Source organism: Pantoea sp. BJFS-204 (genome assembly GCF_049310725.1).
Classification (GTDB): domain Bacteria; phylum Pseudomonadota; class Gammaproteobacteria; order Enterobacterales; family Enterobacteriaceae; genus Pantoea; species Pantoea agglomerans.
Genome location: NZ_JBMOWE010000002.1, coordinates 119345 through 132187, shown reverse-complemented (window position 1 = coordinate 132187; position 12843 = coordinate 119345). Strand labels below are relative to the sequence as shown.

Below are 12843 nucleotides of genomic sequence, written 5' to 3'. Positions count from 1 at the left end.
ATTTGTAAAGGCTGTCACGGTCAAACGTGGCAGCTTTTTTCCGGGCGAGCGAGCCGCAGTGCGGGCCAGTGCACCTCTGCTGCTGCCGGGCCGTCCTCGCGCCGCTCACGCGGTACCTTCGGCTTTGACGTCGTGCCGACGAACCGTTCGGGGATCGGCCCTCCCTGGCCGGCCCCGAACTGTCCACGCTTCCCGGCGTGGACTTCTGGCCCACCGTCACGCCTCAGCGCGGCACCAGACTGCGTTGTCACCTGTCGCTTAACTGACTGGCGTTACTGCGTAAAGGGAATAACCAGTTCGCCAGGTTTCACTTCCAGTCCTTTGGCAAATTTCTTCGCCAGCGACTCGCCTTTGCTGCGGTCGGCGCTGAGCACGTAAGCCGGCTTTTGATCAAAGTAGTTTTTCAGCGACTGATTCAGATAAGGCGTCAGCGTTTTCATAATGGAGGCCATTTTTTCCGGAGCAACCTGCGCATCAACAATTTCCAGATCGCGCAGATAGATTGCACCCTGCTGCTGGTCATAGACCGGCTGAGCACGCATCTTCAGTTGCATATCGGCCTGCTGCGGACCAAACAGTGACGTCACATTGATTTTAGCATTGCCAGAGAGCGTCACTTTACCTGGCTCTTCACGGCCAATCTGACTGGTCAGGTTGTTCAGGACGATGTGCGCATTAACCAGCCCGGAAACGCCAATATCTTTCTCATAGTTGTTGTGCTTCTGCAGCGCCTGGTTTACTTCCTGTTCGCTGATGGTGTATTGCGTCAGTTGATTACAGCCGCTCACCAGCAGCGCGATCAACAGGGCAGTCAGCCCGAAAAAAGCCTTTTTCATCGATCTTTATCCTGAATATCAGAGCCAATAAACAGGCCATAGCCTGCCTGAATGCGTAGCGGGTGTCATCAGGAAAGAGATGAGAAACGCCGCAGCGTCTCTCATCGGGAGGGGTTAGTGAGCTATCGAGGAGAGCAGATTCACCTGGGTCTGTTTAGCCATGTTATCGCGGTAGTCAGCGACCCGGCTCGGCCAGTCGATTCCGGCCACCAGCGTCAGAGAGCGCAGCAGCGGGAAGAGATTAAAATCATCTTCGGACAGCTCGCCATTCACCGCATTGGGCTGGGCGATTAATTTGTCCAGCTTGCGCAGATCGTCGCTGACGTTCTTAATCAGGCCGGCAGAATGACTTTTCAGCGTGTCGAAATCACCGATGCTCGCCTGCTTTTTGTTGCGGAAATAGTCACGCGCCTCCGGCGTCGCGAATTCGGCAAACGCCGCCTCTGCAATACGCGGCAGCAGCAGTTTATTGACATAGCTGTTCATGTGACGCAGCCAGTCGCCGATCGCCGGATTTAGCGCGCCGATGATCAGCGGCTCGCCATCCTGCTGATCGACATAGTGTACGATCTCCATGCTCTCAGGCATCGCGCTGCCATCCTGCTTCTGCAGAATGGGCGCCATTTTCTGTCCGATCAGTCGTTTCGGCGTCTCTTCATCGTCGTTGAGCATTACCACCAGCTCAACCGGTTTGTTTTTCAGGCCAAAAATCATTCGCGCTTTAACGCAGAAAGGGCAGTGGTCGTAGATATAGAGCTTCATCCTGATCTCCCGGATTTTACAGGTTTAGTGTTTAACAGAGTGAATCAATTCATCCTGCTTTCGGGCTCGTAAAAAGTATGGAAGAGATTACTCCACAGGGCAAACCTGCCTGTCAGGCGCGCTGCAGGATCCGCTGCTAATGCTGCCTGCAGCAGGGGTTATCCGCGGTGCGACCCGAGCAAAATCAGCCTCTTTATCGCTAAACCGCTGTAACGTTTTACCGGAGCCCAGGCGGCGGTTATAGTGAAAGCCGGGTAATGACGGCTCATCTCTATCAGCCATTGATTTCAGGAGTCAGGATGTTTGGCTATCGTTCTGCCGCGCCCAGGGTGCGATTAACCACCGATCGGCTGGTGGTCCGTCTGGTTCACGAGCGTGATGCCTGGCGAATGGCAGATTACTACGCGGAAAACCGCCTGTTTTTAAAACCGTGGGAGCCGGTGCGTGATGACAGCCACTGCTACCCCTCGGGCTGGCAGGCGCGGCTTGGGCTGATTTCCGACATGCATAAGCAGGGTTCGGCCTTCTATTTCATTTTAATGGACAGCGATGAAACCGAAGTGAGGGGAGTGGCGAACTTCAGCAACGTGTTACGCGGATCCTTTCATGCCTGTTATCTCGGCTATTCACTGGGTGAAAAGTGGCAGGGGCAGGGGTTCATGTTCGAAGCGTTGCAGGTGGCAATCCGCTATATGCAGCGCCAGCAGCATATTCACCGCATCATGGCTAACTACATGCCGCACAACCAGCGCAGCGGCGATCTGCTGGCGCGACTCGGTTTTGAGAAAGAGGGTTACGCGAAAGATTATCTACTGATCGACGGACGCTGGCAGGATCACGTGCTGACAGCCTTAACCCTGCGGGAATGGACGCCTGACCGGCGTGGATAATAATGAGGATGCGAGCATGAAGATGACTTTATCGGCGCAGGCGATGCGCGTGCTGGGCTGCCTGCTGGAGAAGCAGGTCACCACGCCGGAACAGTATCCGCTGTCACTGAATGGCGTGGTGGTGGCCTGCAACCAGAAATCGAACCGCGAGCCGGTGATGGAGCTGAGCGAAAGTGAGGTGCAGGATCAGCTCGATCAGCTGGAAAAACGGCATCTGATCACCGCCAGCAGCGCCGCCGGGCAGCGGGTCGTGAAATATGAGCAGCGTTTCTGCAACTCCGCGTTTGGCACGCTAAAGCTTAACAGCGCAGAAGTCGCTCTGCTGACGCTGCTGTTACTGCGCGGGCCCCAGACGCCAGGCGAACTGCGTACGCGCAGCGGCCGTCTGCACGAGTTCAGTGATGTCAGCGAAGTTGAGCAAACGCTGGAAGGATTGATGCAGCGCGACGACAGTGCTCAGGTGATCCGTCTGCCGCGTGAACCTGGCAAGCGCGAAAGTCGCTTTATGCATCTGCTGGGCGATGAGCCTGACCAGCCGCAGGCCGCAGACGCGTCGGAAGAGCAGGGCGATCTGGCGGCGCGGGTCGCAACGCTGGAACAGCAGGTTGCAGCGCTTCAGGCACAACTCACCCAACTGCTGCAACCGGAGAGCTGAGATGACCTTACGTATTGGCGTAGTGGGATTAGGCGGTATCGCGCAGAAAGCCTGGCTGCCGGTGCTGTCGGCGGCGACGGACTGGACCCTGGCTGGAGCGTTTTCCCCGAACCAGGCCAAAGCCCGGCCGCTCTGTGACAGCTATCGCATGCCATATTTTGGTTCGCTGAATGAATTAGCCGCGGCCTGCGACGCGGTCTTTGTCCACAGCAGCACCGCCACGCACTATGAAGTGGTCAGGGCGCTGCTGCTGGCAGGAAAGGATGTCTGCGTCGATAAGCCGCTGGCTGAAAACCTGGAACAGGCTGAGGCGCTGGTGGCGCTGGCGGAAAAACGGCAGCGTAAACTGATGGTGGCGTTTAACCGGCGGTTTGCCCCGCGCTATCAACAGCTGCGGGCGGAGATGGCTAGCGCGACTTCTCTGCGGATTGAAAAGCACCGTAGCGACAGCGTCGGGCCACAGGATCTCCGCTTTACCCTGCTCGATGACTACCTGCATGTGGTGGATACCGCCCTCTGGCTGGGCGGGAAACCCTTTCGCCAGGTTCAGGGACGCATCGACACCAACGAACAGGGGCAGATGCTCTATGCTGAGCACCATTTCGCTGTTGAGGGCTTGTCGATTACCACCAGCATGCACCGGCGCGCAGGCAGTCAGCGCGAGCGGGTCAGCGCAGTGTGTGACGGTAAGTGCATCGACATCAGTGAAATGCGCGACTGGCAGGAAGAACGGCGTGACGGGCTGCTGATTACGCCACCGCCCGCCTGGCAGAGTCATCTGACCCAGCGCGGTTTCAGCGGTGCGGCTCGCCATTTCATCGACTGCGTACAAAATCAGACGAAGCCTGAAACCAGCGGTGAGCAGGCGCTGATGGCGCAGCGTGTGGTGGAAAAATTGTGGCGTGAGGCGACGCAGGAATAACGCCTTGTAACACTCCATGCTGGTCATTTCCCTCCGTGGCAGTAGACTGTCGCCGGGCATCTTCTGGGTGCCCGCGCTAATTCTCCTTTTTTGCCGATTCTTTTCAGGATGCGCCGTCAATTATGAATTTGTTGAAATCGCTGGCAGCGGTCAGTTCTATGACCCTGTTTTCCCGCGTACTGGGCTTTGCCCGTGATGCCATCGTGGCGCGGGTGTTTGGCGCCGGAATGGCGACCGATGCGTTCTTTGTTGCGTTTAAACTTCCCAATCTGCTGCGGCGTATTTTTGCTGAAGGCGCCTTTTCTCAGGCCTTCGTGCCCATTCTGGCTGAATATAAAAGCAAGCAGGGCGAAGAGGCGACGAAACTGTTCCTGGCTTACGTCTCGGGCCTGCTGACGCTGGCGCTGGCGCTGGTCACGGTGGCGGGCATGATTGCTGCGCCCTGGGTCATCATGGTGACGGCCCCCGGCTTTGCCGACAGTCCCGATAAGTTTGCGCTCACCAGCTCGCTGCTGCGGGTGACCTTTCCCTACATTATGCTGATTTCGCTGGCGTCACTGGCGGGTGCGGTGCTGAACACCTGGAACCGCTTCTCGGTACCGGCCTTTGCACCGACCCTGCTGAACGTCAGCATGATTGGCTTTGCGCTGTTTGCCGCGCCGCACTTCCACCCACCGGTAATGGCGCTGGCCTGGGCCGTGGTGGCTGGCGGCGTGCTGCAGCTCGGCTATCAGCTGCCACACCTGAAGAAACTCGGGATGCTGGTGCTGCCACGCCTGAATCTGCGTGATGCGGGCGTCTGGCGGGTCATGCGTCAGATGGGACCTGCCATTCTGGGCGTTTCTGTCAGTCAGATCTCACTGATCATCAACACCATCTTCGCCTCGTTTCTGGTCTCAGGCTCGGTCTCCTGGATGTACTACGCGGACCGCCTGATGGAGTTCCCCTCGGGTGTGCTGGGCGTGGCGCTGGGCACCATTCTGCTGCCGTCGCTGGCCAAAAGTTTTGCCAGCGGCAACCATGATGAATATTCCCGGCTGATGGACTGGGGTCTGCGCCTCTGTTTCCTGCTGGCGCTTCCCAGCGCGGTGGCGCTGGGCATGCTCTCCGGCCCGCTGACCGTGGCGCTGTTCCAGTACGGCAAATTCACTGCCTTTGATGCTCTGATGACGCAGCGCGCCCTGATCGCCTACTCCGTCGGACTGATGGGGCTGATCGTGGTCAAGGTGCTGGCTCCGGGCTTCTATTCCCGTCAGGACATCAAAACGCCGGTTAAAATCGCGATTATCACGCTGATCATGACGCAGGTAATGAACCTGGCGTTTATTGGTCCGCTGAAACACGCCGGTCTGTCACTGTCGATTGGGCTGGCAGCCTGTCTGAATGCGTCTTTGCTCTACTGGCAGCTGCGTAAGAAGAATATCTTTATGCCGCAGCCGGGCTGGAGCAGCTTCCTGATCCGCCTGCTGATAGCCGTAGTGGTGATGGCAGGCGCGCTGTTTGCCATGCTGCAGTGGATGCCAGCCTGGGAGCAGGGATCGATGCTGTGGCGGCTGCTGCGTCTGGCCGCGGTCTGTGGTGTGGGCGGCGGGGCTTACTTCCTGGCGCTGGGACTGCTGGGCTTCCGGCTGCGCGACTATGCGCGTCGCACCGCTGTGTAAAGCTTGCCGCAATAAATAAATTCAACGCGCAGGGAACAGGGGCAGAGGAGGAAAGCGTCCCGCGCCATGGACAAAAACGCCGGGAGCGTTTTTGAACAACGCAACGCGTTGGCCCGGCAACGGGCGCACCTCAGGGATGAGGTGCGTAATCGCGCGGGCCGAGCGGCCAGGGATTGGCTTTAGCGTCTTTCCGATCTGCCCCTGTTCCCTGTGCAGGCTCAATTTTAAAGCTCATCATGGTGAAGGAAAAAACGCACCAATAAAAAATCCCGCACCAGGCGGGATTTTTTTTCGCTACTTTCCGGTTCAGGCTTTGCGACTTAACGTCGCCTGGCCTTTACCCATCCCATCCGGGCCGTAAAAGGCCTGGGTCTGATGCGGCTTCAGCACGTCAAGCGCATCCTGGGTGTAGCGGATCTGGTGTTGCAGCAGCAGGCCGTTATGAACATTGGCATCCTGCAGACGACGGCTGTGCTGCTGGATAGTGTCCCAGCGGCGCGCCATGTCGTTCTGACCACGATAAGGTGCCGATGTCGCCTGACTCTGCTCAGCGGTGCGGCGCATCTCATCCAGATAGTTCAGCGTACTGAGCAGCGCGCTTTTATCTTCGGTAATACGCTGCAACAGATTACTGTTAATGTTTCCGGCTGCCAGCTGCTGCTGCTCTTCTTCCAGCACGGCTGAGAGCGACGCCAGCACGTCCTGCATCTTATCTAAGGTGGTCTGCAAATTACTCATGGGAACTAATTACCCTCTAAATACGCCTTGGTGTCGGCAATCAGCGCATCGGCGATTTTGCCGGTATCCATCTTCAGTTCGCCATTACGAATGGCGGTTTTCAGTTGTTCAACGCGCTCGACGTTAATATCTTTGCTGCTCGGCTGCATCAGCTGCGACTGCGCGCTGCTCAGGCTGACCTGGGCTGCTGCAGGGGTCGTGGCTGCTGCCACCGGGCTGGCGCTCTGGCGCACTTTGCTGCTGCCGGACTCACTGCTATCGCGGCTCTGTACGGTGCTGGCGGGTTTCAGAGGTTGCGTTCTGTCAATGCTCATGTTCGGGCTCCTGTACGGTCAGGGGAAGTCTGCCACCTGAATCAGAATAGCGTTATCGCTTCGTTGATTCTTCTATCGGCAGCACTACTGGCTTCTTTAACACTTTACAGCGTTATAAGAATATTCCCATCCTCGCGTACCTTACCGCTGACAATCTGGCCATTTCCCATCCTGACCCGGACCGACTGCGATCGGGCGGCGTTATTCAGCGCCTTGCCCTCACCGCTGGCGTCAAAGCCGTCACCGCTGGCAATCACCATCACATTCTGACCCGCCTTGACACGCCACGGCTGACGCAGCGTGGAGGGATTAATCGGCTGTCCTGGCTGGATATCGCGCAGCACCACGGCGTCTGCGACCGAGTCCGCATTCAGCAGGGCGCGGGCGGGCAGAGTATCGAGGCGGCCGGTCTGCAGAGTGAAATCACTCTCGCTCACGCTACTGCCCTGGCTCAGCAGCCGGTTCGCCACCAGATAGGAACCGGTGACCTGCACCTGTACCTGAATATAACGGCGGTTCTCGCCACAGTTTGCCGCCACGCTCATATTGCCCCACAACCGGCTGTTGCCGGGCAGGGTGAACTGTGGCGCCTCACAGACTGGCCACTGTTCCTGTGGCGTGCGTACCACCACGACCATGCCATCAGCATGCTGGGCGTCACGCGCTTTAAAAAATTGATTCAGTTGTGCATTGAGATCCCCGGCGGAAACCGGCAGGGCGATCGCGACCAGCAGGCTGGTCAGCAGGGTCAGATATCGACGCATTGTGCATTTCCTCACTGATGATGGCGACGAGTGTACCCCTTAAGAAAAATCCTTAATTGTCAAAATAGCGGTCATTTGAGGCCTTATTCAGACGATGACCCCTTGCATTTTCAAATTAAGCTGCGAGCTCGAAATTCTCATACGCGGAGGAAACATGCTCGACAAACTGGATGCGGCGCTGAAATTTGGTACGGAGGCCCTCAACCTGCGTGCTCAACGTCAGGAGATCCTGGCGTCAAATATTGCCAACGCCGATACCCCTGGTTATCAGGCCCGGGATATCGACTTTGCCAGCGAGCTGAGTCGGGTGATGTCCAATGGTCGTGCGGAAGGCAGCAGCATGGCGTTAAAAGTCACGTCAGCTCGCCACATTGAAGCACAGACAAACGGCGTGCCATCGATGGATATGCTTTATCGCATTCCTGACCAGCCTTCTGCCGACGGCAACACCGTAGATATGGACCGTGAGCGTACGCAGTTCGCGGATAACAGCCTGAAATATCAAACCGACCTCACCCTCATCAGTAGCCAGATCAAAGGCATGATGAGCGTGTTACAAGGACAATAATTATGGCCTTGCTGAATATTTTTGACATTGCCGGTTCAGCGATGACCGCGCAATCACAGCGATTAAACGTCAGTGCCAGTAACCTGGCGAACGCCGACAGCGTCACCGGCCCCGATGGAAAGCCTTACGTGGCAAAGCAGGTGGTTTTCCAGACCGATGCGGCGCCAGGCTCAGCCACCGGCGGCGTGAAAGTGGCAAGAGTCGTGGATGACCCTACACCTGCCAAGCTGGTCTATGACCCGGGCAATCCGATGGCAGATGCCAAAGGCTACGTGAAGATGCCGAACGTGGATGTGGTCTCTGAAAGCGTCAACACCATGTCGGCGTCACGCAGCTACCAGGCCAACGTCGAAGTGCTCAACACCGTGAAGTCGATGATGATGAAAACCCTGACGATCGGGCAATAACGGAGAAAAATTATGGCTATCGCGGTAGGCGTTAACGAAAGACTGGACCCCACGGTCCTTAGCTCCTCTAACACCAGTGGCACCGGCAACAATGCGCAGGATCTGCAGAATCAGTTCCTGACCATGCTGGTGACGCAGTTAAAAAACCAGGATCCCACCAATCCAATGGATAACAGCCAGCTCACCACGCAGCTGGCACAGATCAATACCCTGAGCGGCATTGAAAAACTGAATACCACGCTGGGATCGATCTCCGGCCAGATCAGCACCAGCCAGTCGCTGCAGAGCTCCACGCTGATTGGGCATGGCGTAATGGTCAATGGCGGACAGGTTCTGGTAGGCAACGGCACCACAACGCCATTTGGCGTTGAGCTGGCCTCCGCTTCAACCGGCACATCGGCCACCATTAAAGATGCCAGTGGCACGGTGATCGACACCGTCGATCTGGGCGCGCTGAGCGCTGGCGTGCACACCTTCTCGTGGGACGGCAAGCTGACAGATGGCTCTGTCGCCCCGGATGGTAAATACAGCGTTGCGATTGCCGCAAGCAATGGCAACACACAACTGGTGGCACAACCGCTTAACTACGCCTACGTCAATGGGGTGAGTACTGCGAACAACACCACAAAACTGGATCTCGGCACCATGGGCTCCGCCACCCTTGACGACGTACGTCAGATTCTCTGATTAACCTGTAGACAGGAAACAAACACATGTCATTTTCCCAAGCGGTCAGCGGCCTTGGTGCTGCTTCAAGTAACCTTGATGTCATCGGTAACAACATTGCCAACTCCGCCACTGCGGGCTTTAAATCGAGCACCATCGCGTTTGCCGATATGTTTGCCGGTTCTAACGTCGGCCTCGGTACCAAAGTTGCTGCGGTAATCCAGAACTTTAACGACGGCGCGACCACCACCACCAGCCGTGGCCTGGACGTTGCGCTGAGCGGTAACGGTTTCTTCCGTATGACCGACAGCAGCGGCGGCGTCTTCTATTCACGCAATGGTCAGTTAACGCTGGATGCCAACCGTAACCTGGTCAACACCCAGGGTCTGAACGTGACCGGCTATCCGGCCAGCGGTTCACCGGCCACAATCCAGTCAGGTGCTAACCCGGTGGCGCTGCGTATTCCTACCGAGCAGATGTCAGCCCGCGCGACCACTACCGCCGGTCTGGTTGCCAACCTGAACTCAACGGACAAAACGCCATCTGTGGCCACCTTCTCGACGGCGAACGCAGACAGCTACAACAAGAAAACCACGGCAACCGTGTTCGACTCGCAGGGTAATGACCACGCGCTCGACATGTATTTCGTGAAAGACACCACCAGCAACAGCTGGACCGTGCGCACCATTGATGGCAACACCGGCAGTTCGGCGGGTGACTTCAGAATGGCGTTTGACACCAGCGGTAAGCTGACCAGCGTCTCTAAGCTGGATGCCACCGGCGCTGTCGTCAGCACGACGACCGATGGCACCGTCGGCCTGACACTGAACGTGGGCGGAGCCAATGGCGCAGTCGCCAATCAGCCGATCAACCTGAGCATGCTGGGCAGCCTGCAGCAGAACACCGGCGCCACCACCTTTGGCAGCCCGACCCAGGATGGTTATGCACCTGGCGATCTGACCAGCTACGCGATCAATGATGACGGCACCATCACCGGCAGCTACTCCAACAAGAAAACCCAGCTGCTGGGTCAGATTGTTCTGGCGAGCTTCTCTAACCCGGAAGGTCTGCAGTCACAGGGTGACAACGTCTGGTCTGCGTCAAGTGCATCCGGTCAGGCAGCAATCGGTCTGGCGAATACCGGCACCTTTGGTTCACTGACGGCTGGCGCACTGGAATCTTCCAACGTCGACATGAGCAAAGAGCTGGTGAACATGATCGTCGCGCAGCGTAACTATCAGGCGAATGCGCAGACCATCAAAACTCAGGACCAGATTCTCAACACGCTGGTTAACTTACGTTAATTCGCTAACAGGATTGCCATATGGATCACGCGATATATACCGCGATGGGCGCGGCCAGCCAGACGCTGGATCAGCAGGCGGTTACCGCCAGCAACCTCGCCAACGCCTCTACACCGGGTTTTCGTGCACAGCTGAATGCGCTGCGCGCCGTGCCGGTGAGTGGCTGGTCGCTGCCAACCCGTACGCTGGTCGCCGCCTCGACACCGGGCGCCGACATGAGTCAGGGCGCGATGGATTACACCGAGCGTCCGCTCGATGTGGCGGTGCAGCAGGATGGCTGGCTGGCGGTGCGTACCGCTGACGGCAGCGAAGCCTATACCCGCAACGGCAATATGCAAATCAGTCCGACCGGTACGCTGACGGTTCAGGGCAATCCTGTGATGGGCGATGGCGGTCCGATTGTGATCCCGCAGGGCACTGAAATCACCATTGCAGCCGACGGCTCGATCACCGGGCTGAATGCCGGTGATTCACCGAACGCCACGGTTCAGCTGGGCAAGCTGAAGCTGGTCAGGGCTACCGGGCAGGAGCTGCAGCGCAGTGATGACGGCATGTTCCGGCCTACTGCGTCGACGCAGGCGACCCGCGGTGCCGCGCTGCAGGCTGATGCCACCATGCAGGTGATGCCTGGCGTGCTGGAAGGCAGCAACGTTAAACCGGTAGAAACCATGGTCGATATGATCGCCAACGCCCGACGTTTTGAGATGCAGATGAAAGTCATCACCAACGTCGACGAAAATGAACAAAAAGCCAACCAGCTCCTGAGCATGGGCTAAGGCACGAGGATAACAACATGATTCGTTCTTTATGGATCGCTAAGACCGGTCTTGATGCGCAGCAGATGAACATGGACGTCATTGCCAACAACCTGGCAAACGTCAGCACCAACGGCTTTAAGCGTTCGCGTGCCGTGTTCGAAGATCTGATGTACCAGACCATGCGCCAGCCGGGCACACAGTCATCTGAACAGACAACGCTGCCATCGGGTTTGCAGATCGGTACCGGTGTACGTCCGGTGACCACTGAACGTCTGCATACGCAGGGCAACCTGTCGCAGACCAGCAACTCAAAAGATATCGCCATTAACGGCCAGGGTTATTTTCAGATTCAGATGCCGGATGGCACCTCTGCTTATACCCGTGACGGCGCGTTTCAGGTTGATCAGAACGGCCAGCTGGTGACCAACTCCGGTTTCCCGGTACAGCCAGGCATTACCATTCCGGCTAACGCCACCAGCATCACGGTGTCGCGTGACGGTGTGGTCAGCGTAACGCAGCAGGGACAGGCCCAGGCCGCGCAGGTCGGTCAGTTAACCCTGAGCACCTTTATGAATGACGCCGGTCTCGATAGCGTGGGTGAAAACCTCTACAAGGAAACGCAGGCATCGGGCGCTCCGACGGACAGCACGCCAGGCCAGAACGGCGCGGGCCTGCTCTATCAGGGCTATACCGAAACCTCGAACGTTAACGTGGCGGAAGAGCTGGTCACCATGATCCAGACGCAGCGCGCTTACGAAATCAACAGCAAGGCGATCAGTACCTCTGATCAGATGCTGGCGAAATTAACTCAGCTTTAATCCCGAACAGGGCCAGCCCGTGCTGGCCTGAATGACAGACATTAATAAGGTCGTGACGCCGTGGCGAAGCAACAGATTCTCAAGCCTGGACATTGGTTAGTCGCCTCGTTGCTGCTAACTCTCAACGGATGTGCCCTGGTCCCGCGTACCCCGCTGGTCGAAGGTGCAACTACAGCGCAACCAATGCCGTCCGCGCCACCGGTGGTCAACGGCTCTATATTCCAGGGCGTCGCGCCGCTTAACTACGGCTATCAGCCGCTGTTTGAGGATCGCCGTCCACGCAACATTGGCGATACCCTGACCATTACGCTGCAGGAAAACGTCAGCGCCAGCAAGAGCTCCTCAGCCAATGCCAGCCGCGATGGCAGCAACAGCTTTGGTGTGAGCGCGGTGCCGACCGGTCTGGCAGGCCTGGTGGGTGCAGGTGGTGAAAAAGCCAACCTCAGCGCCGAAGGCAAAAATGATTTCGCAGGTAAAGGCGGCGCATCCGCCAATAACACCTTTACCGGCACCATTACCGTCACCGTGGATCAGGTGTTGTCAAACGGCAACCTGCACGTGGTCGGTGAAAAACAGATCGCCATTAATCAGGGCACGGAGTTCATTCGCTTCTCGGGCGTGGTCAACCCACGCACCATCAGCGCCAGTAACGCCGTGTTATCTACCGCTGTCGCCGATGCACGTATTGAGTACGTCGGAAATGGTTACATCAATGAGGCGCAGACCATGGGTTGGTTCCAGCGTTTCTTCCTGAACATCTCGCCGATGTAAGAGGTTTCA

Annotated in this window: 16 protein-coding genes; 11 read left to right on the top strand and 5 right to left on the bottom strand. The window is 57.4% G+C overall.

Annotation, left to right across the window (positions count from 1 at the left end; translation table 11 throughout):
- Positions 1–272 precede the first annotated feature (272 nt).
- Positions 273–836, bottom strand: a complete 564-nt coding sequence (locus tag ACO6VX_RS07305; RefSeq protein WP_010246390.1) for a lipoprotein — start codon at positions 834–836, stop codon at positions 273–275.
- 114 nt (positions 837–950) lie between these two features.
- Positions 951–1598 carry a glutaredoxin 2 gene (gene grxB, locus ACO6VX_RS07300; protein WP_033757257.1) on the bottom strand — a complete coding sequence of 216 codons (648 nt, stop codon included), beginning with the start codon at positions 1596–1598 and terminating at the stop codon, positions 951–953.
- Between the two features lie 299 nt (positions 1599–1897).
- Here grxB and rimJ point away from each other — a divergent pair, with 299 nt between their 5' ends.
- From rimJ to murJ, 4 genes are all read left to right on the top strand, one after another.
- Complete coding sequence (gene rimJ, locus ACO6VX_RS07295) at positions 1898–2488, top strand: ribosomal protein S5-alanine N-acetyltransferase (RefSeq protein ID WP_010246386.1); 591 nt, start codon at positions 1898–1900, stop codon at positions 2486–2488.
- Positions 2489–2504: 16 nt separating this feature from the next.
- A complete protein-coding gene (locus ACO6VX_RS07290) occupies positions 2505–3143 on the top strand; it encodes a YceH family protein (RefSeq protein WP_033779429.1) in 639 nt (212 codons plus the stop codon).
- Between the two features lies 1 nt (position 3144).
- Complete coding sequence (locus ACO6VX_RS07285; RefSeq protein ID WP_346454462.1) at positions 3145–4065, top strand: Gfo/Idh/MocA family oxidoreductase; 921 nt, start codon at positions 3145–3147, stop codon at positions 4063–4065.
- 122 nt (positions 4066–4187) lie between these two features.
- Positions 4188–5726, top strand: a complete 1539-nt coding sequence (gene murJ / locus ACO6VX_RS07280) for a murein biosynthesis integral membrane protein MurJ (protein WP_010246379.1) — start codon at positions 4188–4190, stop codon at positions 5724–5726.
- Positions 5727–6032: 306 nt separating this feature from the next.
- Here murJ and flgN read toward each other — a convergent pair whose 3' ends face one another.
- From flgN to flgA, 3 genes are all read right to left on the bottom strand, one after another.
- Complete coding sequence (gene flgN, locus ACO6VX_RS07275; RefSeq protein WP_010246377.1) at positions 6033–6464, bottom strand: flagellar export chaperone FlgN; 432 nt, start codon at positions 6462–6464, stop codon at positions 6033–6035.
- Between the two features lie 5 nt (positions 6465–6469).
- On the bottom strand, positions 6470–6778 hold the full coding sequence (gene flgM, locus ACO6VX_RS07270; protein WP_010246375.1) for a flagellar biosynthesis anti-sigma factor FlgM: 309 nt from the start codon (positions 6776–6778) through the stop codon (positions 6470–6472).
- Positions 6779–6882: 104 nt separating this feature from the next.
- Positions 6883–7542: a flagellar basal body P-ring formation chaperone FlgA gene (flgA, locus tag ACO6VX_RS07265; RefSeq protein ID WP_207253962.1), complete on the bottom strand. Its 660-nt coding sequence runs from the start codon at positions 7540–7542 to the stop codon at positions 6883–6885.
- Between the two features lie 154 nt (positions 7543–7696).
- Here flgA and flgB point away from each other — a divergent pair, with 154 nt between their 5' ends.
- Genes flgB through ACO6VX_RS07230 form a run of 7 tightly spaced genes read left to right on the top strand, consistent with a single transcriptional unit; the run spans position 7697 to position 12834 of the window.
- The gene (gene flgB, locus ACO6VX_RS07260; RefSeq protein WP_009090882.1) at positions 7697–8110 is read left to right on the top strand and encodes a flagellar basal body rod protein FlgB; all 414 of its coding nucleotides are present in this window, start codon (positions 7697–7699) and stop codon (positions 8108–8110) included.
- Between the two features lie 2 nt (positions 8111–8112).
- Positions 8113–8517, top strand: a complete 405-nt coding sequence (flgC, locus tag ACO6VX_RS07255; protein WP_013357440.1) for a flagellar basal body rod protein FlgC — start codon at positions 8113–8115, stop codon at positions 8515–8517.
- Positions 8518–8529: 12 nt separating this feature from the next.
- Positions 8530–9204, top strand: coding sequence for a flagellar hook assembly protein FlgD (gene flgD / locus ACO6VX_RS07250; RefSeq protein WP_010669841.1), 675 nt, complete (start codon positions 8530–8532; stop codon positions 9202–9204).
- Positions 9205–9230: 26 nt separating this feature from the next.
- Positions 9231–10487, top strand: coding sequence for a flagellar hook protein FlgE (gene flgE, locus ACO6VX_RS07245; protein WP_033766926.1), 1257 nt, complete (start codon positions 9231–9233; stop codon positions 10485–10487).
- 20 nt (positions 10488–10507) lie between these two features.
- Entirely contained in the window at positions 10508–11263 is a 756-nt protein-coding gene (locus tag ACO6VX_RS07240) for a flagellar basal body rod protein FlgF (protein WP_010669843.1), read from the top strand.
- A 17-nt stretch (positions 11264–11280) separates the two neighbouring features.
- On the top strand, positions 11281–12063 hold the full coding sequence (flgG, locus tag ACO6VX_RS07235; RefSeq protein WP_003849881.1) for a flagellar basal-body rod protein FlgG: 783 nt from the start codon (positions 11281–11283) through the stop codon (positions 12061–12063).
- A 60-nt stretch (positions 12064–12123) separates the two neighbouring features.
- Positions 12124–12834, top strand: a complete 711-nt coding sequence (locus ACO6VX_RS07230) for a flagellar basal body L-ring protein FlgH (RefSeq protein ID WP_029518984.1) — start codon at positions 12124–12126, stop codon at positions 12832–12834.
- Positions 12835–12843: the final 9 nt, after the last annotated feature.